Annotated in this window: 29 protein-coding genes; 8 read left to right on the forward strand and 21 right to left on the reverse strand. The window is 37.6% G+C overall.

Annotation, left to right across the window (positions count from 1 at the left end):
- The first annotated feature begins 196 nt into the window (after nt 1-196).
- Nucleotides 197-1,156, forward strand: coding sequence for an NAD(P)/FAD-dependent oxidoreductase (locus AC2JF9_RS07565; protein ID WP_500726712.1), 960 nt, complete (start codon nt 197-199; stop codon nt 1,154-1,156).
- Nucleotides 1,157-1,165: 9 nt separating this feature from the next.
- Nucleotides 1,166-1,816, forward strand: coding sequence for a VTT domain-containing protein (locus AC2JF9_RS07570; protein WP_500726601.1), 651 nt, complete (start codon nt 1,166-1,168; stop codon nt 1,814-1,816).
- Between the two features lie 13 nt (nt 1,817-1,829).
- On the opposite strand, the gene AC2JF9_RS07575 is transcribed toward AC2JF9_RS07570, so the two are convergent.
- From AC2JF9_RS07575 to AC2JF9_RS07595, 5 genes are read right to left on the reverse strand one after another with little or no spacing between them, the layout of a single operon-like run.
- Nucleotides 1,830-2,438 (reverse strand): TIGR01906 family membrane protein, encoded by a 609-nt coding sequence (locus tag AC2JF9_RS07575; RefSeq protein WP_500726603.1) that lies wholly within the window; start codon nt 2,436-2,438, stop codon nt 1,830-1,832.
- A complete protein-coding gene (locus AC2JF9_RS07580; RefSeq protein WP_500726605.1) occupies nt 2,435-3,211 on the reverse strand; it encodes a TIGR01457 family HAD-type hydrolase in 777 nt (258 codons plus the stop codon). Before AC2JF9_RS07580 ends, AC2JF9_RS07575 begins: the two co-directional genes overlap by 4 nt.
- Complete coding sequence (locus AC2JF9_RS07585) at nt 3,212-3,805, reverse strand: YutD family protein (protein WP_500726607.1); 594 nt, start codon at nt 3,803-3,805, stop codon at nt 3,212-3,214. It abuts the gene before it with no gap.
- Nucleotides 3,806-3,810: 5 nt separating this feature from the next.
- Nucleotides 3,811-5,181 carry a bifunctional metallophosphatase/5'-nucleotidase gene (locus AC2JF9_RS07590; RefSeq protein ID WP_500726609.1) on the reverse strand — a complete coding sequence of 457 codons (1,371 nt, stop codon included), beginning with the start codon at nt 5,179-5,181 and terminating at the stop codon, nt 3,811-3,813.
- Nucleotides 5,182-5,192: 11 nt separating this feature from the next.
- Nucleotides 5,193-5,525, reverse strand: a complete 333-nt coding sequence (locus AC2JF9_RS07595; RefSeq protein ID WP_500726610.1) for a hypothetical protein — start codon at nt 5,523-5,525, stop codon at nt 5,193-5,195.
- Nucleotides 5,526-5,610: 85 nt separating this feature from the next.
- Here AC2JF9_RS07595 and AC2JF9_RS07600 point away from each other — a divergent pair, with 85 nt between their 5' ends.
- A complete protein-coding gene (locus tag AC2JF9_RS07600; RefSeq protein ID WP_500726611.1) occupies nt 5,611-6,996 on the forward strand; it encodes a glycerophosphodiester phosphodiesterase in 1,386 nt (461 codons plus the stop codon).
- A 45-nt stretch (nt 6,997-7,041) separates the two neighbouring features.
- On the opposite strand, the gene AC2JF9_RS07605 is transcribed toward AC2JF9_RS07600, so the two are convergent.
- On the reverse strand, nt 7,042-8,043 hold the full coding sequence (locus AC2JF9_RS07605; RefSeq protein WP_500726613.1) for a substrate-binding domain-containing protein: 1,002 nt from the start codon (nt 8,041-8,043) through the stop codon (nt 7,042-7,044).
- Between the two features lie 146 nt (nt 8,044-8,189).
- On the opposite strand from AC2JF9_RS07605, the gene AC2JF9_RS07610 reads away from it, so the two are divergent.
- Nucleotides 8,190-9,296: an aminopeptidase P family protein gene (locus AC2JF9_RS07610; protein ID WP_500726615.1), complete on the forward strand. Its 1,107-nt coding sequence runs from the start codon at nt 8,190-8,192 to the stop codon at nt 9,294-9,296.
- Nucleotides 9,297-9,367: 71 nt separating this feature from the next.
- Here the strand turns inward: AC2JF9_RS07610 and AC2JF9_RS07615 are convergent, their stop codons facing one another.
- Together AC2JF9_RS07615 and AC2JF9_RS07620 are read right to left on the reverse strand one after the other, a co-directional pair.
- Entirely contained in the window at nt 9,368-9,736 is a 369-nt protein-coding gene (locus tag AC2JF9_RS07615; protein ID WP_500726617.1) for a DUF1269 domain-containing family protein, read from the reverse strand.
- 18 nt (nt 9,737-9,754) lie between these two features.
- Entirely contained in the window at nt 9,755-10,180 is a 426-nt protein-coding gene (locus AC2JF9_RS07620) for a DUF948 domain-containing protein (RefSeq protein WP_500726619.1), read from the reverse strand.
- 113 nt (nt 10,181-10,293) lie between these two features.
- Between AC2JF9_RS07620 and AC2JF9_RS07625 the strand changes: the two genes are divergently transcribed.
- Nucleotides 10,294-11,109 (forward strand): mechanosensitive ion channel family protein, encoded by an 816-nt coding sequence (locus AC2JF9_RS07625; RefSeq protein ID WP_500726620.1) that lies wholly within the window; start codon nt 10,294-10,296, stop codon nt 11,107-11,109.
- Between the two features lie 46 nt (nt 11,110-11,155).
- Here AC2JF9_RS07625 and AC2JF9_RS07630 read toward each other — a convergent pair whose 3' ends face one another.
- Nucleotides 11,156-11,770, reverse strand: a complete 615-nt coding sequence (locus tag AC2JF9_RS07630; protein ID WP_500726622.1) for an XTP/dITP diphosphatase — start codon at nt 11,768-11,770, stop codon at nt 11,156-11,158.
- Nucleotides 11,767-12,573 carry a glutamate racemase gene (gene murI, locus AC2JF9_RS07635; RefSeq protein WP_500726714.1) on the reverse strand — a complete coding sequence of 269 codons (807 nt, stop codon included), beginning with the start codon at nt 12,571-12,573 and terminating at the stop codon, nt 11,767-11,769. Before murI ends, AC2JF9_RS07630 begins: the two co-directional genes overlap by 4 nt.
- 67 nt (nt 12,574-12,640) lie before the next feature.
- Between murI and AC2JF9_RS07640 the strand changes: the two genes are divergently transcribed.
- Both AC2JF9_RS07640 and mscL read left to right on the forward strand, forming a co-directional pair.
- Nucleotides 12,641-13,060 carry a YslB family protein gene (locus tag AC2JF9_RS07640; protein ID WP_500726624.1) on the forward strand — a complete coding sequence of 140 codons (420 nt, stop codon included), beginning with the start codon at nt 12,641-12,643 and terminating at the stop codon, nt 13,058-13,060.
- A 73-nt stretch (nt 13,061-13,133) separates the two neighbouring features.
- Nucleotides 13,134-13,508, forward strand: coding sequence for a large-conductance mechanosensitive channel protein MscL (mscL, locus tag AC2JF9_RS07645; RefSeq protein ID WP_500726626.1), 375 nt, complete (start codon nt 13,134-13,136; stop codon nt 13,506-13,508).
- A gap of 73 nt (nt 13,509-13,581) precedes the next feature.
- Here the strand turns inward: mscL and trxA are convergent, their stop codons facing one another.
- From trxA to AC2JF9_RS07700, 11 genes are all read right to left on the reverse strand, one after another.
- Nucleotides 13,582-13,893, reverse strand: coding sequence for a thioredoxin (gene trxA, locus AC2JF9_RS07650; RefSeq protein WP_500726627.1), 312 nt, complete (start codon nt 13,891-13,893; stop codon nt 13,582-13,584).
- An 86-nt stretch (nt 13,894-13,979) separates the two neighbouring features.
- On the reverse strand, nt 13,980-16,334 hold the full coding sequence (locus tag AC2JF9_RS07655) for an endonuclease MutS2 (RefSeq protein WP_500726629.1): 2,355 nt from the start codon (nt 16,332-16,334) through the stop codon (nt 13,980-13,982).
- A 49-nt stretch (nt 16,335-16,383) separates the two neighbouring features.
- Nucleotides 16,384-16,689, reverse strand: a complete 306-nt coding sequence (locus AC2JF9_RS07660; RefSeq protein ID WP_500726631.1) for a DUF1292 domain-containing protein — start codon at nt 16,687-16,689, stop codon at nt 16,384-16,386.
- A gap of 1 nt (nt 16,690) precedes the next feature.
- Nucleotides 16,691-17,119, reverse strand: coding sequence for a Holliday junction resolvase RuvX (gene ruvX / locus AC2JF9_RS07665; RefSeq protein ID WP_500726633.1), 429 nt, complete (start codon nt 17,117-17,119; stop codon nt 16,691-16,693).
- The gene (locus AC2JF9_RS07670; protein WP_500726635.1) at nt 17,119-17,376 is read right to left on the reverse strand and encodes an IreB family regulatory phosphoprotein; all 258 of its coding nucleotides are present in this window, start codon (nt 17,374-17,376) and stop codon (nt 17,119-17,121) included. The genes ruvX and AC2JF9_RS07670 overlap by 1 nt, the downstream gene beginning before the upstream one ends.
- A 52-nt stretch (nt 17,377-17,428) precedes the next feature.
- The gene (gene alaS / locus AC2JF9_RS07675) at nt 17,429-20,068 is read right to left on the reverse strand and encodes an alanine--tRNA ligase (RefSeq protein ID WP_500726636.1); all 2,640 of its coding nucleotides are present in this window, start codon (nt 20,066-20,068) and stop codon (nt 17,429-17,431) included.
- Nucleotides 20,069-20,359: 291 nt separating this feature from the next.
- Entirely contained in the window at nt 20,360-20,797 is a 438-nt protein-coding gene (locus AC2JF9_RS07680) for a GNAT family N-acetyltransferase (RefSeq protein WP_500726638.1), read from the reverse strand.
- Nucleotides 20,798-20,826: 29 nt separating this feature from the next.
- Nucleotides 20,827-21,657, reverse strand: coding sequence for an NAD(+) synthase (nadE, locus tag AC2JF9_RS07685; protein WP_500726640.1), 831 nt, complete (start codon nt 21,655-21,657; stop codon nt 20,827-20,829).
- The gene (locus AC2JF9_RS07690) at nt 21,654-23,132 is read right to left on the reverse strand and encodes a nicotinate phosphoribosyltransferase (RefSeq protein ID WP_500726641.1); all 1,479 of its coding nucleotides are present in this window, start codon (nt 23,130-23,132) and stop codon (nt 21,654-21,656) included. Before AC2JF9_RS07690 ends, nadE begins: the two co-directional genes overlap by 4 nt.
- 59 nt (nt 23,133-23,191) lie before the next feature.
- Nucleotides 23,192-24,292, reverse strand: coding sequence for a glycosyltransferase (locus AC2JF9_RS07695; RefSeq protein ID WP_500726643.1), 1,101 nt, complete (start codon nt 24,290-24,292; stop codon nt 23,192-23,194).
- A gap of 2 nt (nt 24,293-24,294) precedes the next feature.
- A complete protein-coding gene (locus AC2JF9_RS07700) occupies nt 24,295-25,026 on the reverse strand; it encodes a WecB/TagA/CpsF family glycosyltransferase (protein WP_500726645.1) in 732 nt (243 codons plus the stop codon).
- 123 nt (nt 25,027-25,149) lie between these two features.
- Between AC2JF9_RS07700 and tagD the strand changes: the two genes are divergently transcribed.
- Nucleotides 25,150-25,536, forward strand: coding sequence for a glycerol-3-phosphate cytidylyltransferase (tagD, locus tag AC2JF9_RS07705; protein ID WP_500726647.1), 387 nt, complete (start codon nt 25,150-25,152; stop codon nt 25,534-25,536).
- Nucleotides 25,537-25,541 lie beyond the last annotated feature (5 nt).

The raw sequence follows: 25,541 nt of genomic DNA on the forward strand, positions 1-25,541 counted from the left end.
CTTTGTCAACTGGTTTGGCTTGAATTCTTTTGTCGTCTTTGACGCTTAAACCTCTTGGTTTGCGCCCGACGACAGTTATTTATACTAGCAACTATTTCTTCCTTTTGCAAGTCTTTTTTCCGATTTTATTAGTGTGACTTAGTCTTTTTTTCGTGCTAAAGTTGTTAACAGCAAGGTTTAGAAAGGAGTTTTTAAAATTAAAAATTTTGACGTAGCTATTATTGGCGCAGGTCCTGTTGGACTTTTTTGTGCTAACTTTGCACATCTGCATGGTCTAAAGACAGTTACATTTGATTCGTTAAAAGAAGTTGGAGGGCAACCTAAATTACTTTATCCATTCAAGAAGATTTTTGATATTCCGGTTTTTGACCAGATTACTGGTGCTGAATTAGTTAAACGTCTAAAAGAATCAACTGCTGGCAAAACTACATTTGCATTAAATCACTCGGTATCAAAAATTATCAAGAATAATCAGGGCTTTCTTGTAGATAGTGAATACCAGGTCAAAAGTATTGTCTTAGCAACCGGGACCGGTTCTTTTACACCCAAGAAATTTCCACTACCCATGAATGATGAAATTAAAAAAAGAGTTCACTACTTCATAAAAGATCCAAAAACTTTTTCAAATCAAACAATTGGTATTTTTGGTGGCGGTGATTCCGCACTTGATTGGGCACTTGAACTTGCAGAGCAAAAGAATACCACAATCAAGGTGATTCATCGACGTGATGAATTTCGCGGTCTTGAGTCAACGATACAAAAACTAAAATGTTTAAAAAATGTTGAAATTCTGACACCGTATCTTCCTAAAACAATTGAGTTAAGGAATAATCAACTTAATGTTGGTCTAAAACCAATGGGAAAAAAGTCAATCACCTGCAAGCAATTTGATCAAATTGTAGTTGCTTACGGTTTTCGTGCAAATAACAACTTTGTTCGCAAATGGGGCGTTGATATAGTTAATAGCCAAATTAACGTTTCGCGGGAAATGCAAACTAATGTCCCAGGAATTTATGCCGTTGGCGACGCTGCTATTTACAATGGGCGTGTTCCAGTAATCGGTCTTGGCTTTGGTGAAGCTCAAATTGCAATCACTGCGATTATGCGATCACTTTTCCCAGAAAAAAACTTAACAATTCATTCAACCAGTATTTAGGAGAACTTTATGTCAATAATCAACTTTATTCTTCACATTGATCACCACCTGATTGAAATAGTCAACCAGTTTGGCAACTGGACCTACTTAATTATTTTCGGCATTATTTTTATCGAAACGGGATTAGTGATTTTTCCCTTTTTACCTGGAGATTCATTAATTTTTGCTGCTAGTTCAATGGCCGTTAATCCCAAGTATCACTTGAACATCTGGTTAGTTTACTTTGCTGTCGTACTCGCCGCAATATTAGGAGATGCCTGCAACTACGAAATCGGTGCACGTTCAGTTAATGCCGGAGAAAAATATTCTTGGTTTAATAGACTGATTAATCAAAAAAACCGCGTAGCGGCAGAAAAATTTTTCGATCGACATGGGCCTATCACGATTGTAATCGGCCGGTTTATTCCTTTTATTAGGACTTTCGTTCCGTTTATCTCAGGTGGTAGTAAAATGCACTACGGCAAATTTGCGATTTATAACATATTTGGTGGAGTTATCTGGAGCGGACTATTTACAATTATTGGGGCCTTTTTTGGAAACATCCCCTTTGTTAAAAACCACTTCTCAATGTTGATCCTTGGCATTATTATAATTTCGGTTTTACCAATTTTAATTGTCGCATTAAGAAAACGAATAACACAAAAAAAGGAGCTCCGTTAATGGAACTCCTTTTTTAGCGCTGTAATAACTGATTAGCAAAATAAAGTTCATAAATGATGCCAGCAACAGCAAAACATGAAGCGAAAAAGCCTTCAGTTAAAACATTGATAATTGGATCAGTTGCCGGATCAAATAGCCAAGTGTTACTGCCGGCAAAGAATAAATGATGAAAAGTGATAAAAAAGCTATCAAAATTCGCCAGCGCAAACGGCAAGATTGCTATTGGCAACAGTAGAAAAAGCAAGGCCCAAACCTTATCAAGCTTGAGAATTTTCTTTTTTTGGCTTTTATTCCAGAAGAAGATTAGCAAGCAACATAGAAATGCTAAAATTGCTAAAACGAACAATCTCTTAACATCCGCAAAGTGCTCAGCTGCAGTTTGCGAAGTTGGCAGATTACTCATCTTTAACTTCTGTTCAAACGGCCATATTAGATACCACATTAGCTGGTTGTAGTTATGCAAGACTTGTCCAACCGTTAAATTGACTGTTTTATAACTTTTTTGGACTATCATAAAAACTACTAGTAATGGCCAACTAGCTAATAAAGCGCCCACCACGCTACTAGTAATTCCAAAAATAAAATGATATATCACTGTCAAAATATTACTTTTTTTACTCATAATTCAACTCTATCCAAATTATCGACTAAGATTGTTGGCGGTCTTTTACCAATAATCTCTTTTTTCTGGGTAACTCCGGTTGTGACCATTAACTGATCAACTTGACTATTAAAACCTGCTTTAATATCAGTTTCATAATTATCGCCAACAATTAAGGTTTCATCTTTTCGATAGTGTAGTTTTGCCAGCAAAATCTCGATAATGACAGCAGATGGCTTACCTATAAAAAATGGTTCTCTCCCACTTGCTGCAGCAATCATCGCACATTGGGAACCATTACCAGGCAGCAAACCATTCTCACTTGGTAGATTCATGTCCGCATTAGTTCCAATAAAGGTTGCTCCGTTTCTAATCGCATTTGTGGCGACTTGAACTTTATGGTAGGTCAAATCAGTATCCATTCCTACTACAACATAATCAGGATTTTTGTCATTCAGTTCAAACTCCGGATGGGTTAGAAATTCGTGCCACAAACCAATTTGACCAATCAAGTAAACCCCAATTTTAGTGTTTTTGGTTTTTTCGCGTGCCAAAATATAGCTAGTTGTGGCCATACACGGTGTATATACGTGACTGACATCTGTCTTAACACCATGCTTTAATAGCTTATCCACAACCATTTGCGGAGTTCTGGTAGTATTATTAGTCAAAAAAATATAATCTTTTTTGGCTTTTTTTAGTCGATTAATAAACCGAACTCCAGATTCGATTGTATTCTTTCCAAGATAAATAGTGCCATCAAGATCAATTAAAAATAAACGGTAGTTTTTCACCTAATTACCACCCTTTCTTTTCTTGATTATAAAGGTATGGTTATTGGTCTGTTCTTTCTTTACTGCAACAGTTGGGGATTTTTTAAACTGTGCAGATTGAACGCGAGTTTTCTTAAATGAAGCGCCAGTTTCTTTGCCTTGATAACTTAGCTTAGACCGTTTAAATGACTTGTTCCATTTTTTTCGGTTACTGTTGCGATAGTGGTGAACTGGTTTTAAAAGTTGCAAAATAAAGTACGCTCCGCCCGGATTGCAATATTCCATCAGGTAATCAGCAATTGTTTGCTCTTTGCGGTCAATTGCAGTTTGCGCATTATCTTTGTAAAAGCCTTTTAACCGTAAATGCTCACTCGAAACATCACCTACCAAAAAATCATATTGATCAAGATAGGGATCATATTTTTGACTCAACATTTCTGGATCTAAAGCTTCTTGCTTGTTTACAATAATTTGATACAGCTGCTTGTTGATTTTCAGGCAATCGCCATCCAAAACCACTACTGCTAACGGATGGCGAAGTGGCTGCTCTTTTTCAAACTTATTTTCTTTATCATTATTTTTATTACTCTCAGTTTCACTGCCTTTTTCCGTCATTAGTTTCACTTCCTGTTAATTGGATACAATTTTGACAAATAATTGCCAATTACTTCACGTAAAAATTGCGGGAATAAAAATTCGTTATCGCCAACAATCGCAAGAGTTGGAAAGAATGGTACCAGAACATAGTGGTCCAGCACAGCAATTTCATATTCTTTATTCGGATTAAGTTCTTTTCCTCTTACATAAACTACTCGATTAACAGGATCAAATTTTATGCCGCGATAATGCATTTGCCCGAAAACACTGCCTCGAAAGCTCATTCCCTGTAAATGAAAGTGATCTAAATAGTGACGATTTTTTTCAACTTCCATTATCAAACGCCACAAATCATAACCCTTTAAGGAAGAACGCACTACATGCATGGAATGCGGAAGGGCTTTTTGCAAATCGTATTTTGTCAAAATCCCTTTTTTAAAGGGCTCTAAGAAAAGGCCTGTGCTTAACATTGCTAAATCTGTGCCAGCAAAATCCGCAATTGCATCCATTGAAATATTGATTGCAGCTTCCGGATCATCGTCATATTTTTCAGGTAAATAAGCTACCCGCTCTTGACTGAGAATTTCTTTTCCGCATTCAACATAACCTAAAACTGTTTCTACGTCTCCTTCATGCTCTGGCATTAACTTAGTTGGCTCAACTTGTGGCACGATCTTTTTTATACGATGCTTGTGGTCAATTTCTAAGTATATATTGCCAACATAATTACCCCACTTACCAGTTTGAGCAATCCATACGCCATTAACTTCCTTGCCATGTTTTAGTAAATCATGGGTGTGTCCCCCAATTATTATGTCGATTTGGGGATAGTTTTTAGCTAAAAAAATATCCATATTAAGACCAACATGGGTTAACAGAATCAAAATGTCATACTTACCCGCAATTTTTGGTAAAACTTCATCCATAGTTTCCCTTAACATCTTAACGTGCCAATGATTTGGTTCATAAGACAATGGATAAGCAGCCGTTAATCCAATTAAGGCAATTCTGGTGCCCTTTTTAGTCGTGAAAATTTTGTCCTGCACCGCCCAATGCGGCATCGTACCGTCTTCTTCACGCAAATTCGCTAAAATTACCGGAAACTTAGCATGATCAAATAAATGCTCAACTACCTCATGAGAATTAGAGATTCCTTCATTATTGCCAATTGTAATTGCATCATAATGAAATGAGTTCATTAATTTAATATTTGCTTGACCAAATGTCGCATCAGTCAGAGGATGCGAACGATCCATAAAATCGCCAGCATCAAAAGTAAAAACTTGGTCAACAGTTTCATCTTTTTGAGTTGCCCGCAAATAACGTCCAATCTTGGGAAAGTGTTCGAAATGGGAATGTAAATCATTGGTATGTAAAATGCGAATTTTTTCCATTTTTCCACTTTCTATCCAATTTGGTTGGATTTCAAAATCATTTGATAAGCTTCTAAAATTTTACCTTTTGGTTTTTTCCATTCAACCCATTCCGGATTTTTCCAGTCGTCTTCATTAGTCAGTGTCTCAAGGTGATAGGTTTTGTTGATATAATCTTCATAAGTAACTAGTGCTTTGGTACGCGGAATATTCAACTGAAGGATGCGTACTTTTTTAATCATGCCATGATCAACGGCCAATTCGGCAATTCCATTTTGATCAATATTGGCAATTTCGAAGTACTTACTACCATCGTTGCGAGTAATTTCTTCAATTAAATCTAATTCTTCGTTTTGTTTGTCCATTAATTTATTCCTATGAATTTAAAGCTGTGACATATAGCAAAAAATGTGCAACCATGCTATTGTAATAGACGATAGGGGTGTACACATGAAACGTAAAAGCCATTTAATTGCGGCTCTCTTTTTTAGCATAATTTTCTTAATAGCAAGTGGTTTTACTGTTGTTGGACACCGCGGTGACCCCACCAAATACCCTGAAGAAACCATACAGAGTGATAATTCAGCTTTTAACTCAGGTGCCGATTATGTTGAACTCGATCTTCATCTATCTTCAGATGGCGAGCCGATTGTCTCACATGATGATGATTTATTTCGAGTTACTCATACACATGCAATTGTATCACAAAATACTTGGCAAGCACTTGGTCAATTGACATATGATAATGGAGAGCATGTGATTAGTTTAGCTGAATTGTTTGAATATTACCAAAAGCGCCCTAATACCAAGTTTGTTTTAGAGACAAAAGTTGATCACTCAGTTGACCCATCATACGAATTAGAAGATAAGGTAGCAGCTATCATTAAAAAATATCATATGGAAAAGCGGGTCATGATCCATTCGTTTTCCGCCGCGAGTTTGTTTCACTTTCGCGAAATAATGCCGGATGCATATTTAATTTTAATTGTTGGCAGTCTTAAGCGGATCAATTTTAGTAACTTACCTCAAATTAATGCAGTTAATGTTTCGTCTGATTTAATTTTAAACCATGCTTGGCTAATTCATTGGCTTCACCAACTTAATAAACAAGTTTTTGTCTGGACGGAAATGGACGAATCGCCAGAATTGTGGCATTGGTTAATTAACAAAAACATTGATGGCGTTGTGACCAATTTCCCAAGTACTGGTTTTAAATATAAGCTAGCTAAAGAAGGTACCAAAAAGTATGATATTCACCGTAGCGGTATTTACTTTGGCAAAACCAAGACGGCAACGATGATGAATCCATACGTACGCATCAAGCAGAAAAAGTATGTCCAACCTGAGCAGAAACTAGATGTTATGTATGGGGTACGAGCTCACAATCGCCTTTATTATCAAATTGGTAATCAAACTTTTATTTCTGCTGAATTTGTTAATCTAGACTTAAAACCACACGATATTGCACCATACCAAGATAAACAGATTATTGCTAAGCCCGGCAAAAGTGTACAAATCTATAACTTTCCAGAAAATCAGGCCAAAACTGAGAAAAAACTGCCTATAAATACACTTTATAAAATTCGCAACTTTAATGGTAGTCCTAAAAGCATGTGGTTATACACTTCATTGGGCTGGGTCAAAGCTCGAGATGTTCTTTTTTATGGCTTTTTTGACGAAGGAAGTTGGAAAAACTATCAAAATTTACCACGCATGAATCAATATACCAACATTGCACTTGCCGAGTTTATTCCTCTTCAAGCACCTCAAATAGCTACATTTACTCAACAAGTTAAAACAACCGCACAGATAATGAATCATAATATTCAACCATAAAAAAGATTCGCATCAATTAATAATGCGAATCTTTTTTAGCAGTTTTTATTCGTTAGAAGTACTTTGCTTTTTTACTAATTCATATGGCAGCTCAATTTGCATGTTGTCAATTTTCTCATTATTCATCAGTTTGGTCAGCATTCTCATTGCTACCGCACCAATATCATAAAGTGGTTGGCGAATCGCCGTTAAAGCTGGCCGCACAACTGAAGCAATCTGCGTTGCACTAGCGGTAATAATTTCAAGATCTTCTGGAACACTCTTACCAGCATCAACGACAGAATTCAAAATACCTACAGCTGTGATATCACGGGTTACGACTACTCCATCAATGCCATCTTGTTGCAGTTGAGAATATAGGTTATAGCCATCCGAATGGTCTTTAATATTGCTGTATATGTGTCCCTCGCCAAGTTTGTGATCCTTCATAAACTTTTTGTAAGCCGGAATTCTGTTTTCCGCATTAACTACTGTTTCCGGATTGTCTAAAACCAAAGCCAAGTTCTTTTTACCGTCATTATAAAGTAAATTTAGCGCTTCAGTATCGGCTTTTTTGTAATCAATGGCAACGGAAGGAAATTCTTGATGGTTATCTTTAGTACCAGCCAAAACAACCGGCGTATCGGTTCTCTTAAAAGCTTCAACTGCCTCTTCTGGCAGATTATCCGACATATAAATAACTCCATCAACTTGCTTATTAAGCAGACCTTGGATTGCCTGATCTTCTCTCATTAAGCGGTTTTCAATACTGGTAATGATGATATTATATTTATACAAAAGTGCAATATCATCAATTCCTTTTGAAAGCTCGGCAAAATAAAGGTTGGTCAAGTCCGGTACAATCAAACCGACTGTAGTTGTTCTTTTAGAGGCCAGCCCTTGCGCTACTGCATTTGGCTGGTAGTGCAACCGGTTAATCACTTTCATTACACGGTCACGTGTGTCCTTGCGCACGTTAGTGTTACCATTAACAACTCGTGAAACTGTAGCCATCGAGACTTTTGCCTCGCGAGCAACATCATAAATTGTAATATCTTGTTTACGCATCTTAATTCCCCTATCTAATTTTTACTAGTATAAAATCTATCACGATTTTTTAAAAAGTGCAAACGTTTACAGCTATTCTTTCATTTTTTCAACTCCATAACATGATATACTTTTCTAATAAACACTTAATCTGAAAGGAACAGTAAATGAATTTAACAAAATTACAAGAATGGCTGCAAAGTTCAGAAAACGATGTAGCATATATTTCTAATCCAACTACTATCGCCTACTTTACCGGTTATGACATGGAACCTCATGAACGTATCTTTGCACTTTTGGCTTTCAAAGATAAAGATCCATTTGTTTTTGTTCCAGCTCTTAATGTTGAAGAGGCAAAAGACTCGGCATGGGATGGCGATGTTTTTGGTTACCTTGATTCCGAAAATCCTTGGTCGCTGATTGCTGACAAAGTCAAAAGCAGAACTTCCGACTATCAAAAATGGGCCCTAGAGAAAAATGATTTGAGCGTCTCGCATTATCAGTTAATCCACGAGCAATTTCCAAGTGCGGATTTTGAAGGTGACTTGTCCAATTTCATCGCTAAAATTCGTTTATATAAAACTCCTGCCGAAATTGAACAATTGCAAGGCGCTGGAAGAGAAGCAGACTTTGCTTTTCAAATTGGCTTTGATGCAATTAAAACTGGTGTAACTGAAAGATATATTGCGGGACAAATCGATTATCAATTGAAAGTGCAAAAAGGCGTAATGCATGAAAGCTTTGAAACAGTTGTTCAAACTGGAGCTAATGCAGCTAACCCGCACCTTGGACCAACGATGAATAAAGTTAAGCCAAATGAACTTGTACTTTTCGATCTTGGAACGATGCATAATGGTTACGCTTCTGATGCTAGCCGGACAGTTGCATATGGTGAACCATCTGCTAAGGAAAAAGAAATCTATGAAATTGACCGTGAAGCTCAACAAACAGCAATTGACGCAGTAAGACCGGGTATGACTGCATCAGAGCTTGATAGTGTTGCTCGCGACATTATTACTAAAGCAGGCTATGGCGAGTACTTTATTCACCGGCTTGGTCACGGTATTGGTAAAGAGGTGCACGAATATCCTTCAATTGTGCAAGGCAATGACCTAATTATTGAAGAAGGTATGTGTTTCTCAATTGAACCCGGGATTTATATTCCTGGTGTTGCTGGGGTTAGAATTGAAGATTGCGGTGTTGTAACTAAGAGCGGCTATGAGCCGTTTACTCACACCAGTAAAGAACTCAAATATATTCCGCTTAATGACTAATAATTTAACCAAACAAAAATGCACTAGCGGAAAGTAATTTCTGCTAGTGCAATTTTAAATCATAGATTTAATTATGGTCTTTTGAAAGGATCATCTTTTGGCAAATCTTCTGGTTCTTCAGCATTATGTAAGTCATCTACTGATTTTTCAGCGTTATCGGCCTGCAATGGATCATCATCTTTTGAATTATCGATAACAATGTCGTCAAAGTCCTTTAACTCAGAGTCATCATCGACACTCTTAGGGAATGAGGCTAATTGATTTTTAACTATTTCAGTACCGTTGTCATACTTCTTTTTCAAGTCTTGAACAGTTTCGTTATTTTTAACTTTTTTCTTTAACTCATCAATTTGATTATCAGTAACAAACAGTGAACCAGCTAAAAAGCCAGCAGCACCACCCACGATGGTGCCAAAAATAAAACTTGTGATTTTCTTCATAGTGATAACTCCTTTTTTCTAGTCTTCCCCGTTACGACGCTTACGGCGGGCAAACATCGCTGATAAAGCAGAAGACATAAACCCATTACGTTTTAAATGTAAACCGCTAACACGTTTTGCCATCCTACGCGAAGATGCATTGACGTCTGAAACACTCTCGCCTAAGTCCGCAGCTGCTTTTACAACTGGGTCCAAGGTTTTCATCTTTACATTAACGTCTTCTAGCAAAACATTGGTTTTATCAAGCAAGTCTTCGGTTTGATTAAGCAATACATCAACATCTTTTGAAATTTGCTGAATTGATTCATTAGCATTTTTGATTGTTTCGTCTGCTCGTTTAGTCGCCTTTGCGACCCGGATAAGCACAGGAATTGTAAAAAGTACTAAAATTAATAATGCAATCGCTGCAATTAAGCCTGCTAGTGCACCATATGATATATCCATCTTATACCTCCAATTCTATACCTACCAAAAAGTTTAGCATGAAAATTCTTCAATCTCAATCTATATGTAATATTTTGCTATAGTTAATATGCATATACGAAAGGCGGAAAACCATGAAACAAACGTTTCAAATTGACCAAAAAGTTTTAAAAATAAATTGGGACCAAATTGGTGAACAATTAATCACCATAATTTGGCAACTAGCTGTATCAACTTTGGCTTTTTATTTGATTGTCCATTTTGGTAAAAAAATAATTAATCATTATTTGAGTCATAGCAAACGACCACAAAATAAACGTTCTAGAACAGTTACTGCCTTAATTAACAGTATTTTTTCTTACACAGTTATTTTCTTTTATTTGTTTGCCGTGCTATCCATTCTGGGCATTCCTATCGGGACCTTGCTTGCCAGTGCTGGACTATTTTCTCTTGCTTTAGGAATGGGCGCACAAGGATTTGTCAGCGATTTAGTCAATGGATTTTTCATTTTAAGTGAAGATCAGTTTGATGTGGGCGACATTGTGCAAATTAATAACCAAACTGGGGTTGTGGTCCAGCTTGGACTGCGAACAACTCGACTTAAAGGTACCGATGGCTCAATTATCTATATTCCAAATCGAAATATTTCAATCGTTCAAAATCTTGCCCATGGCGGTATTGGACTTGATATTGAACTCCAATTAAAAGCTGACAATGATTTTAATAAAGTGCGTGAATTAATTAAACAAGTAAATTCTGAAACCGACTTAGGTAAAAAGACGCTTGTTCAAGGACCACAAATTATTGGAATTTCTTCTCAAACTGCGCAAACAATTAAATATGTCATTCATTTCCAAGTCAAACCAGGACGAGAAAAATCCGTTCAGGATGAATATTTGACTCGATATCTTAAAAAACTGCAAGAAAATCAAATCACTTTGGCCCAATAACAAAAACTGTTTAGTTCAATCATAATGAACTAAACAGTTTTATTTTTTAAAATTGCGCTAGCCAGTCAGGGAGTTCTTTTAGCAATTGCTTAATTGCTCTACCACGATGCGATACACTATTTTTTTCTTCAACATTCATTTCTGCAAATGTTTTACCCTTTTCAGGTACGTAAAATAAAGGATCATAGCCAAAACCATCTTCGCCTTGGGGAGCTATCAAAATTTGTCCCGTACATTGACCTGAAACTACTAAGTCGCAATCAAATTTACCTGGCATCGAAGCCACTATTGTAGTATTAAATTTAGCGGTTCTTTTTTTAAGTGGCACCCCGCCTAATTCTACCAGCAGCTTAGCATTATTTTTACGGTCATTATGCTCTTCGCCAGCAAAGCGAGCTGATCGAACTCCTGGTGCACCGTTGAGAGCATCAACTATTAATCCAGAGTCATCAGCAATCGTTACCATCCCGCTGAAGTCAGCCAGTTCATGAGCTTTTAATTTAGCATTTTGCTCAAACGTAGTACCGTATTCTTCAACAATAGGCGGGTTTGATAGATCCGCGCTAGTTATCAGCTTTACCGCAATTCCAGCTTGCCCAAATGCTTCAGTTAACTCTTTTACTTTCCCCTGATTCGTGGTTGCAAATAAAATTTCTTTCACCGCTTAGCTCCTTGTAAAACATGTTCAGCCGTAAAGGTTGGATCATTTAAAATTGCTTGCCCTAGTTCATTAACTTTTTTTACATCGCCCGTGGTGTAATACTCGTGCTGCCCTGCGTCTTGGCGATTACTACACAGACCACCATTCTCTAATACTTGTTTCGTATATTGTGCAACTTGATCAGCCGGATTAACAATTTTTACTGCCTGTGGCAGGCACCGGCTAAATTCAGCCCGAATAATTGGATAATGCGTGCAGCCTAAAATAAGCGTGTCAAATTTATTTTCCTTAAGTGGTTCTAGTATTGTTTTTAAAATTGGCCAATAGCTTGAACTATTGGCATTTTGCTCGATTAACGGCACCAATTTTGGTGCCGCAAGTTCAATCACTTTAACCTTAGAGTCACGCGATTCAAGTTCTTTTTGGTAAGCGTGCAAAGCAACAGTCATTTGCGTACCTACAACGGCAATTTTTTTATTTTTGGTTGCCTGTAAAGCTGCAACACTACCTGATTGAATGACTCCAATTATTGGAACATTAATTTCTTTTTGAATAGTTCTCATGGCAACTGCTGTTGCCGTGTTACATGCAATAATAATCAGTTTAACGTTTTTACTTAATAGGAACTTAACACTTTGCCTCGTTAATGCGATGATTTCTTGACTAGATTTGTCACCATAAGGAATATGAGCGTTGTCGCCAATAAAAACAGTCGATTCATTAGGCATTTTTTGAATTACTTTTTTTACTACTGTTAAACCGCCAACTCCAGAATCTAAAAGGCCAATTGGCCGATTATCCATCATACAAATCCTCCAAATACTTTCTACTTCTCACAATTTTACGGTAAAATATAAGAAAATAAAAGGGATGAAATTTTTAATGCAAGACAATAACCAGCAAAGTGAACATGTATATTTCGTTAACCAGTTATATCGTGATTTTTTGTTGCCAACCATTCTAGGAGAAGACAATGAAGCAATTCTATACTGGGGCGGCAAGCGAATTGCACGTAAATACGATTTGGCATCATTTGAAGACGTCAATAGCTTTTTTGCAACCACTGAATTCGGAATTCTAACTAAAGTGAAAGAACGCCGCAGTGAAATCATTTTTGAATTAACCGGGCAGAGTGTCACTGATCGCCTTAATGGCAACAGTCACGAATTTTCACTAGAGGCTGGAATTTTGGCTGAAGCTGTAGAAAAAGAAAGCCAACGGGCAACCGAATGCGAAATAAAAATCGATGAAAAAAGAAAAGCCGTACAAATTTCTGCTAAGTTCAGTTAAACTCGAAAAGCAGTTTTATTGAATTTCTTACCATTTTTGCAATATGATTAAAGTAAGAATGGAGGAAATAAACATGCTACAAGAATTCAAACAGTTTATTGAACGCGGAAATGTTATTGACTTGGCGGTAGGTGTAATTATTGGTGGTGCTTTCACGAGTATTGTTAATTCACTGGTAACTAACTTAATTAACCCCCTAATCGGCTTATTTGTCGGTCGCATTGACTTGTCCAATCTCGTCTTTAAAGCTGGTGGCGCAACATTTAGATATGGGGAATTTATTAACACGGTAATTAACTTCTTAATTATTGCTTTTATTGTTTTCCTACTGGTTAAAGCCGTTAATAAGATTACTAAGCCAAAGCAAGAGCAAAAACCTGCTCAACCAACTGCCGAAGACTACTTGATGCAGATTCGCGATTTGCTCAAGGAAAAAACCGTTAAGTAGTCAAACAAAAGTTAAATATCATAAAATGACACTATCAAAAAAACTTCCTGAATTTCAAGGAAGTTTTTTTATTTTAATCAGCGTATTGATCCAAAATTTGATTGAGTTTTGGCTTAGGTGTATATCCTGTAATACGATCCACAATTTCACCATTTTTCTTAATGATTAGTGTCGGAATTGCCATAACACCAAGCGAACTCGCAGTTTCTTTGTTTTGATCTACATCCATTTTTGTAAACTTAACGTCTTGACGCTCCTCAGCAAGTTCTTCAATCACCGGTGATTGCATCTTGCATGGTCCACACCAAGTTGCCCAAAAGTCAGTCAGCACAACGCCATCTTTAGTTTCTTCATCAAAGTTCTGATCCGTAAGCTCATCAACCATGAATTTACCTCCCAAATATAAATACCGTTTTTTCTATAATAAATTTCATTATAACAACTTAACTTACTTTTTCCAAGTATGAAACCCTATTTTAAATGAACAATTGTTGCTCCATTGCCACCTTCATTAGCCGGAGCATAATTAAAACTGGTAACATGCTTACTTGAACGTAAGTAATCCCAAACACCTTTTCTAATTGCGCCAGTTCCGATTCCGTGAATAATTGTAACGACATCCAGTCCAGCCAAAAGAACTGAATCAATATAGCGATCCAAGTTAGTCATGGCCTCATCATAGCGTTGACCACGCAGGTCAAGTTCACTACGGGCAGCACTTCTTCTGTTAGAGCTAATCGCGCGCACAGTCTTTTTAGTTTCCTTTTGCGGGTTACTACCAATTTTTTCAACATCGCGATCACTAACTTTAACCTTAATAATTCCTAATTGAACTTCATATTGATGTTCAGCAAGTTGTTTGGTTATTGTGCCAACTTGACCATAAGATAGTACTTTAACTTGATCTCCAATTTGGACATCGTGACGCTTTTTTTCACGCTGCAAAACCCGATTGTGCGTCAAATTTTGAGCTTGTTTTTCTAGCTGATTCAATTCTCCTTTTGCAGCTATAACTTCATTTTGCTTGACGCTGCCTTTTTGGTCTTCAAGTTGAGCAATTATTTTGGCGGCTTTTTGGCGACTTTTTGCAACCACCTCGTTGGCACGCTCTTGAGCAAATTCCAGTTGCTTTTGAACCCGCTGATTATACCAGTCTAATGCCTCTTGTAGTCTTACTTCAAGCTTTTGGCTTCGATCTAAACTACTTTCCAAATGACTACGGGCGTCATGAGCAGCCTTAGTTTGTTTAGTTAGCTCCGCAATCATCTGATTGATGTCAGCATTATCATGCGACATTAGACTTTCAGCACTTTTAACTACATCTTCACGCATTCCTAATCTGCGAGCAATCGCAAAGGCATTACTATGCCCGGGAATACCAATCTGAAGTCGGTAAGTGGGCGATAATGTTTTTAAGTCAAATTCCATTGAAGCATTAGTAACCTTTGCTCTGTTATAGCCATACAATTTTAATTCCGGATAGTGCGTGGTAACAATAATCTTGGCATTCTTTTTTCGTAAAAAGTCCAAAATACTGATAGCCAAACTAGCTCCTTCTTCTGGATCAGTACCCGCACCAATCTCATCAATTAAAACCAAGGTTTGATTGTCAACTCTTTTCATAATGTCAATAATGGCATTAATATGGGAAGAAAAAGTACTGAGCGACTGTTCGATTGACTGTTCGTCACCAATATCAGCACAAATATTCTTAAAAACGGTAGCTTTGCTGCCCTCAGCAACAGGAATAAACAATCCAGATTGAACCATTAACTGCAAAATTCCAACGGTTTTTAAAGTGATAGTCTTACCACCTGTATTTGGCCCGGTAATCAAGATTGTGTCAAAATCTTCGCCTAATTTTATATCATTGGCTACAACTGCTTTAGGATCAATTAATGGGTGTCGCGCTTGGATAAAAGACAGTGAATGATCTGGTGTCAGCTTTGGCTCAGTTGCCTGCATTTTACGGGCAAGTTTTGCTTTAGCTTGAATAAAATCTAACTCACTTAGCGCCTTGGCAATTGCGTCAAGGCAGTCAACATTTTCACGGGCTATATCAGATAAGTTGCGTAAAATTCGTTGAATCTCACGTCTTTCTTGTGCCAAAATGTTCTGTTGCCGATTGTTCAGATTAAGTACACTATTAGGTTCAATAAACAGGGTCTGCCCACTAGCACTTTGGTCATGAACAACGCCACCAAACTTGTTGCGATATTCTTGTCTTACCGGAATAACATAGCGCTCATCCCTGATTGTCACAATTTGTTCCGACAAATATTTACCCATACTCCCTTTAGTAAAGGTTTCCATGCGACTCTTAATTTCGGCATCGTTGCTTTTTAATTCATGTCGTAATTGCGCCAAGGCGGTTGAAGCACTATCAAGAACTTCTCCATCAAAATCAAGTGCTTTTTCAAGTTCTCTAAATAAAAAATCGGGTACATCAAGTTCGGAGATAATTGAGTCAAGTGCTGATAAGTCTAACTCTTCTTCCTTAACATCATCAATAAATTGGTTAACATCGTTAGCCAATGTTAAAACCAAAAGTAAATTACCTAGCTCTTCAGCGTTTAGATTCGCCTTAATTCGCAAACGTTTAGTACTTGACCGAACATCAGTAAAGTCTGTCAACGGAAACTGACCGTTAATACGTAAAATATTGGCACCGGTCAAAGTTTGTTTTAACATTAATTCCACTTGCGCAAAATCACTACTTGGTTTCAAGTCGGCAGCTTGGTTTTTGGCGGCAGCAGTAACGGTCATTGCTTGCAATTTTTCAGTAATTTTGGCAAATTCTAAGGTTTCTAGTATTTTATTATTCATTCTTTTAAAAACTTCTATTACTAAAAAAGGCTGGCTAAGCCAGTCTTTTTTATTCTTCGTTTAAGCGGTCATCATCCAAAAAAGTATTCAGAACCCCTTGAACCATATCCCATTCATCTTCTGCTTCAATTTCGTGCAAATCGCTACTGGTTACGTCGCCTTCATCATCGGCATCATAACTAAAAGCAAGAACTTCAATTTCTTCATCCTCGCTAGTTGAAGCTGGATAAAGTAAAATGTAAGACTTGTCATAGTCATCAGAATGAAAAGTGAATAAAATCTCATATAATTCTTCATTACCTTTTTCGTCAACTAAGGTAATTTGACGGTCATCGCCGTGAACTTCTTGTGTCATATTAATCCTTTCGGTTTAGATCCAAATAATTTTGTAAAATCAAAACTGCAGCCATTTGATCGATTACTTCTTTACGCTTATGCCGATCATGAATTCCAGCCTCTTCAACCAAAACTCGTTGCGACTCAATTGTGGTTAAGCGTTCATCTGAATAATAAACGGGCAACTTAAACTTATCTTCTAGCCTCTTGCCATATGCCTTACTACGGGCAACTGCGTTTCCTGAAGAACCATTCATATTTTTGGGTAAGCCTAAAACAAAGCCGTCAGCATCATATTGGCGAACAATTTTCTTTAAAGAACGCATGCCAAAATTATAACGCGTTTCGTCAATTGGAATTGTCTCAACCTTTTGAGCAGTTAAACCTAATTCATCGCTAACTGCAACTCCAACCGTCTTTGACCCAACATCCAAACCAATAAGTCGCATTACTTATCTTTACCAAGATAGCTCTTTACAAGCTCCTCAATAATCTCATCACGTTCGTGCTTCAAAATTAAGTTACGCGCATCATTATGCCGTGGAATATATGCTGGATCACCAGACAATAAGTAGCCGACAATCTGATTTACTGGATTATAGCCCTTTTCTTCAAGAGCATTGTATACATCTTGCAGAGTATCATATACGTTCTTGCCTTTGTTTTCATTAAAGTCAAAGTGCATTGTCTTATCTAGCGAACTCATAGTCATTCCTCCTAGCACAATTTTACTTGAAAAACATTACAAACTCAATCAATTAATTTTTTGAAACCGTTGAAATTACGGTCTGAATAGCTTCTTCAAGTCCTTCAGGTTTTTTACCACCAGCTTGAGCCAAATCAGGACGACCGCCGCCGCCGCCGCCAAAGATTGGTGCAACCAGCTTAATCAAGTCACCTGCCTTCAAGCCTTGAGCAAGCGCTCTTTTACCTAAACTAATAATCATATTAGCCTTACCGTCTTTTCCAGTAGCTAATACTAAAATATCTGACTTATTTTCACTCTTCCAAGTATCAGCTAATTCACGCAAGTCGTTCATACCATTAACATCAACTTTTTGAGCAATAACAGTTAAATCGCCTGCTTGTTTTACGTTATTAAAAATTGATCCAGCTTTAATTTGATTAATTCTTGAATTTAATTCTTCTACTTGTTTTTGACTATCATGTAAGTCTTTTTCAAGGCTGTCAACCTTATCTAAAATATCTTCCGGTTTAGTAGATTTAACTTCAGTTTGAATCTCGTCAAGCAATTCCGAGCGACTTGCCAAATATTCGTATGCTTTCTTTGACATTACTGCTTCAATTCTTCTAAGACCTGCCCCGATTGCAGATTCCGAAGTAATCTTGAAAATACCAATCTGGTTCGTGTTAGCACAGTGCGTACCACCACAAAATTCAATTGAAAAATCGCTCACTTGTACAACGCGGACTTTATCGCCATACTTGCCATCAAATAATGCTAAAGCACCTAGATCTTTACCACTTTCGGGATCAGTGATCGTAGTTTTAACATCAATTGCTTCCCAAATTTTTTGATTAACTAAATCTTCAACTGATTTAAGTTCTTTTGCTGTCATTGGTTCAATAGCAGTAAAGTCAAATCGCAAAAAATCAGGCTCAACTAAGCTTCCTGCCTGGTGAGTATGCTCACCCAAAACGCTTCTTAAGGCCGCGTGAAGCAAGTGAGTAGCAGTGTGCGAATGACGCAAGCCTTCGCGACGAACACGATCAATCTTTAAAGTATATTTTTCACCTTTTACTAGTGGCAAAATCACGTCAACAAAATGCATGTTTTGATCATTAGGAGCATGCTGAACATCTGTGACTTTGGCCACCAAATCGCCGTCTTGATTGTAAATATCACCATGGTCAGCCACCTGACCGCCACGTTCGGCATAAAACGGAGTCTTATCGAATATTAATGTTGCTTGCTCACCATCTGCTTGATCAACCAATTTATCGTCAACGATAATATCAATTAGTTTGGCATCATTTTCTTCGTAGACACCGTATTCAAACTCAGATTTGTCCTTTAAGTTCATTAAGGTTTCATCTTGAGCACCCATTGATTGTAAATTACCACGAGCCTCACGTGCACGTGTTTTTTGTGCTTTCATTTCGGCATCAAAGCCAGGCTTATCAACTTCCAAACCAGCATCTTGAGCAGTTTCAAAAGTTAATTCATAAGGGAAACCATAAGTATCAAATAACTTAAAGGCATCTTTACCTGAAATAGTCTTTTGCTTTGTCTTTTTGGCCTGCTCAATTAAGTCGTCAAGTAAGGTCAATCCGGAATCAAGAGTTAATTGGAACCTTTCTTCCTCATTTTTGATAACTTTAGCAATAAAGCGCTTTTGATCAGTAACTTCGGGATAGTGGCTTTCCATGATCTTACCAACCACCGGAACTAATTTATAAAGGAACGCTCCTTTAATACCTAAGCGCTGTCCATTTAAGTCAGCACGACGAATCAAGCGACGCAGAACATACCCACGACCAGTATTAGAAGGAAGCGCGCCATCAGCAATCGCAAAACTAACTGTACGAACATGATCGGCAATAATCTTGAATGCAGTTGTGTCAACAGCATCGACACCATATTGCTTGTCTTTGGTCATTTTTTCAGTTTCATGAATAATAGGCAAGAACAAGTCAGTTTCAAAGTTCGTTGGAGCATCTTGTAAGATTGATAGTACCCGCTCAAGACCCATTCCAGTATCGATATTCTTGTGCGGTTGATCAACATACTCACCATTTGCTAAATGATTGTATTGCGAAAAAACGATATTCCAAATTTCAAGATAGCGCGCATTTTCACCACCGGGGAAATTCTCCGGATCATCTTCGTCAACATCATTGTTTTCTTGACCACGATCATAAAAAATTTCCGAATCTGGACCGCAGGGACCTTCACCAATATCCCAAAAATTATCTTCTAATTTCACAATATGGTCTTCGGGCATGCCCACTTCAAGCCAAATTTTATAAGCTTCGGGATCTTTAGGATAAACTGTACAGAACAATTTTTCTTGGTCAAGAGCAAGCCAATCGGGACTGGTTAAAAATTCCCAAGCCCAACTAATAGCTTCTTTTTTGAAATAATCACCAACGGAGAAGTTTCCAAGCATTTCAAAGAAAGTTTGGTGGCGAGCTGTCTTACCAACGTTTTCAATATCATTAGTTCGAATTGATTTCTGTGAACTAGCAATTCGGTGGTTTTTAGGAACAACTGATCCATCAAAATACTTTTTCATTGTCGCCACACCGGAATTAATCCACAGCAGTGTTGGGTCATCTTGTGGAATTAACGACTGGCTTGGTAAAATCATATGACCGTGCTGCTCGAAGAAATCCAAAAACATTTGTCTAAATTCGGAACTTGTCAACTTCTTCATTAAATATATCTCCTATTTTGCCAAAATTAAAAGCACCATTGCATTACTTAAGGACGCCAATAAACGCGGTACCACCTCAATTGCAACAGTGCTTTGTTACCTCTTAATTATTTTAATTATAAAAAACGTAAGGAGCATTTTTTAAGAAACAGTAAGCCTTTCTCAGCGGTATTGGCTCTCTCTTTATACTGTCAGCTTAAAAAACATATCTTAAGTCAAAAGTAATTGTACTACTTGCTGTATCTTTGTCAATGCTAATAGCTACTTAGAGTTATCATAATTGCATAAAAACTAATTTAGTTTTTTACCAAATCTCTTCTGTTTTTTACTGCTATGATAACCTAATTTTTCGTAAAACTGATGCGCTCCAATCCGCTCTTCACCAGAGTTCAACCTGATTTCATCAATGCCCGAATTTTTGGCTCTTTGTTCAACTTCTGCCATTAATTTGGAACCAATTCCTTTTTGTTGTGCAGAACCTGCAACTGCAAGCGCCATAACGTTATACATCGGTTTAAAATAAGTTTCTTCGTACAAGTTGACATGAATATAACCTTGAACTTGCTTGGTTTGTTCATTCTCATAAACCAAAAGTAGATGGTGCTCTTGATCAGCTAGTAGTCTTGCTAAGTTAGCAGCAGTCTCTTTCACCGGATAATCATAGTTCAACTGTTCTAGATTTAACTGATAAATTGCCTTCGCATCAGTTACTTTTGCCAATCTAATCATTGGTTAACCTATCCTTTGTTAAAAGTTAATTACTTACGATAAAAATCATCAAATACGGTAACCGGCATACGCCGTTTATGCTCACTTTTGCGCCATAACGCTTCAATTCTTTCAGCAGCTGCATTCGAAACTTCGCGACCCTCTAAATAATCATCAACTTCGTCATAAGTTACACCCAATGCAACTTCGTCCGGTAAAGCAGGTTGATCTTCCTCTAAGTCAGCAGTTGGCGTTTTTAAATACAAGTGCTCAGGACAGTGCAAAGCTTTAAGCATTTGCTTACCTTGCCGTTTATCTAATCGAAAAAGTGGGGTTAAATCTGCAGCACCGTCTCCATATTTAGTGTAAAAACCACTAAAGTTCTCAGCAGCATGGTCCGTTCCAACTACTGCACCCTGGTTAGCTCCAGCAATTCCATACTGGACAACCATTCGTTCTCGAGCTTTGATGTTACCCTTGTTAAAATCCGAGATTTCTGTACCGGCTTCATTTAAACTGGCAACCATTGCTTCAACAGCCGGCTTAATGTTAACAATTAGATCTTGATCAGGCTTTTGAAAAGCAACAGCATCGGCCGCATCTTGGGCATCTGCTTGAATACCATAAGGTAAACGAACAGCGATGAACTGATATGACCCATCGCCGGTTTCTTGACGAAGTTCACTAATTGCCATTTGACAGAGCTTGCCCGTCAAAGTAGAATCCTGACCACCTGAAATTCCTAAAACATAAGATTTTAAGAATGGGTTGGCCTTTAAATAGTCCTTTAAGAAGTCTACTGAGCGTCTAATTTCTTTAGCCGGATCTATTTCCGGTAAAACATGCTCATAAGCAATTATCTGTTTTTGTAAGGGCCTCATCTGGTTTTTTCTCCTTTGTTAATTTGCCTGCGAATATCCCGAATTAAATTCATCTTACTGTCATATAAGTCTTGAGAAAGATCAACCGGATATTCTTGCGGATTCAAGCTACGCTTGTACTCATCCCACAATCCGTCCAAGTTAGCCGCACAGAACTCTTTAATTGCAAGCAATTTTGGTTTTTCGTATACTAATTCACCATTTTTGAAAATATCTTTGAGCAATGGCTCAGCAGTATAATCTCGCACCACTTTATTAATATAGTTATATTGCGGATGAAACATGTATAGCGAGTCAAATTTGCGTGGATCAACGCCCTCGCGAGCAACCCAGTCACCTTCATTTTTCTTTTCTGTATTTGCTGAAATACGCCATACCTGCTTTTTCCCAGGAGTAGATACTTTAATTGCATTAGAGGAAATCTTTAAGGTATCTCGCATTTGATGATTATCGCCTTCAATTGAGACCAACTTATAAACTGCACCAAGAGCAGGTTGATCATAGGCAGTAATATATTTGGTTCCTATACCCCAAACGTCAATTTTAGCACCTTGCATTTTCAGACTAGTAATCGTTGTTTCATCTAGATCATTAGACGCATAAATTTTAGCATTGGTATAACCAGCGTTATCAAGTTCGTGGCGTACTTGCTTTGAAATATAAGCCATGTCTCCGGAATCAATTCGGACACCGAGAAAGTTAATTCGATTGCCCATTTCATCAGCTACCTTAATTGCGTTTGGTACACCGCTTCGAACTGTATCATAAGTGTCAACTAAGAACACGCAATCTTTATGCGTTTCCGCATAAGCTTTAAATGCTTCATACTCACTACCAAACGCTTCAACTAGTGAGTGTGCATGTGTACCAGAAACAGGAATACCAAACAGTTTACCAGCCCGAACATTGCTAGTGGAATCAAAACCGCCTATGTAAGCTGCCCTGGTACCCCAAAGCGCTGCATCAGTTTCTTGAGCCCGACGCGAACCAAACTCCATTACACCGTCACCTTGAACTGCCAATTTTACTCTTGCGGCTTTTGTTGCTAACAGAGTTTGAAAATTGATAATATTTAAAATGGCCGTTTCAACCAGCTGGCACTGCGCTAGTGGTCCTTCAACCTGCAAAATCGGCTCATTAGCAAAAACGATTTCGCCTTCGTTCATTGAGCGAACGGTCAGTTTCATTTTTAATTTCCGTAAATAATCAATAAAGTCCTCATCATAACCGACTTCATTTCTTAAATAATCCAAGTCACTTGCTTTAAACTTCAAGTTTTGCAAGTACAAAATCACATGTTCTAGACCGGCAAAAACGGAATAGCCATTACCAAAAGGCTCCTCGCGATAGTAGACCTCAAAAACTGCATTGCGCTCCGCAATGCCCTTTTTAAAGTAAGTGTACATCATATTAATTTCATACAAATCCGTATGTAAAGTCAAAGAATCATCTTGATCTAGTTCTTGATAAAACATTGCATCCTCTTATTCATTTTCGGTTTTTTATTATAACTACTTATAATAGCTTAAAGACTTTAGTTAGTCTCAACTAAAGTACTATAAATACTCATAATGCTAGACAATTGATTACTTAAAGAAAAATTGTGCGAAACGTAGTCTTTTTCCTTAATAGCCATTTGTTTAAGTTCTACTGGCGTCATTCTGATTGCCTTCTTCAAAGCAGCCACAATTGATTCAATATCACCTATTTTCGCGACTAAGCCATGTTCTGAATCAGGTATCATCATTTCAATGTCACCGACATTGGTTGATAAAATCGGCAGCAAATTATCACTTGCTTCCAATAATACCAGCGGAAAGCTCTCCGAATAAGAGGTCAAAACCGCTAAATCCATTCCTCTGTATAGATGCATTAACTGTTTATGGGTCATAAAACCCTGAAAATTAACCTGCGGTCCTAATTCCAGTTTTTGTACTAGTTCTCTTAAATAGCCTAACTGCGAACCTTCACCGGCAATATACAAATGCACATTACCATTATTAAGTTCTTTTAAAGCACGCAACAGCAACTCTTGTCCCTTGATTTTTTCTGCACGAGCGACGTTTACAATATTAAAATGCAAATGTTCCGACTTAGCTGGAATTTCATTATTTTTATGGAAAAAAGTGCCATTATAGATTACGTGAACTTTATTTCTTTGTATATGTGCCTTATCAACCAGCAGATTAGCAAATTTCCGCGTTACTGCAAAAACGCAATCTGCCTTTCTTATTGCCCGCAGATTAAGCGACGTAAAGGTTTTGCCCAGTAGTCCACGGTCGCCAAAATCAAGATACGGATCAGAGTGAACCGTAACACACCATTTAGCGGTAATTCTCTTCCTAATCATTGACATAAATAGGTTAGCTCGTGGACCATGCGTATGCACAATGTCAAAATTACCTTTATTGATAAAGCTGCGCAGACGCTTAAGGCCCGTTAAATCATATCGGCCATTTATTCCTAAAACAACGCATTGCAGCTTAGCTGCTCGCGCTGCCTGTGCCACTGGACCTTCAGCTAAGCAAAGTAGCGTAAAGTCCTTACCTTCATTCTTTGCTTCCGTTAGCAGGTTGATAATGTGTGTCAAGCCACCGCCAGATTCTAGACCAGCGTTGACATGCAAAACTTTCATGCTTATTTCTTTTCCTTTTTAGATTGGTATACATCAAGCACAAATTTAGGCAAAACTTCCATTCGTTTATAACGTGATGGATCTTTTAAAAGACGATAGAACCATTCGAGGTGAGCTTTTTGCCAAACTTGGGGTGCTCTTTTAGCATTACCAGAAAAAACATCAAAACTACCACCAACACCCATCATTAGTGCCGGTAGAAGATTCTTTCGCAAAATCGACAAAAGTTGCTCTTGGCGCGGTGAACCTAAGGCAGCAAAAACTAAGTCAGGTTCAGATCGTTCAATTTGGTAGGCGATTACTTCCAAGTCTTCACTGAAATACCCATCTTCAGCACCGACTAGTTGAATATCAGCATATTCTCGGGCAATTTTGGCCTGCATAGCGTGAATCACGTTTGGTTTTGCCCCGATTAAATAAACCCTTAGTCCGCGTTCTTGAGCAAGTTTCATCAACCATGAGAACAAATCATAGCCAGTAACACGCTCTTTTAGTGGAGTACCTAATATGTTAGCAGCTTTAATAATACCTATCCCATCGGGAGTAACATAGTCAGCGTCATAGTTTAGGATTTTCATGAATTCAGGATTTTCGTTAGCTGACATCACGATTTCGGGATTAGCTGTAACAACAAAAGTAGACTGATGATTATTAATACGACCAATAAACTCGTTTTGAAATTGATTAAAGTTTTTATTGTCAAAATCAACGCCTAAAACATTTACTTTATCCATGATAATCTCCTCTCGTGATTAATTTACTTTATTTTAACAGACTATCCTACATTACAGGATAAGTTTTACCTTTTCTATAAATATGATAATATTGAATCGTCTATACAATAGGAGTACAACAAAATGAAAAAAGTTATCACATACGGGACATTCGACTTATTGCACTATGGTCACGTTCGCTTACTTAAACGCGCTCGCGAACTTGGTGACTACCTCATTGTTGGTCTATCCACCGATGAGTTTAATGAATTTCAAAAGCACAAGGAGTCATACAATAACTACGCTGAACGCAAGTTTATTTTAGAAGCCATTCGTTACGTCGATGAAGTTATTCCCGAACAAGATTGGGATCAAAAAATTACCGACATTCAAAAATATAATATTAATACTTTTGTTATGGGAAACGACTGGAATGGTAAGTTTGACTTTTTAGAGCCATATTGTGATGTAGTTTACTTGCCACGTACTCCGGGAATTTCGACTACTAAAATTAAAAAAGATTTGAAATAAAAAAC

The sequence above is a fragment of the Lactobacillus sp. C449L genome (assembly GCF_059900815.1).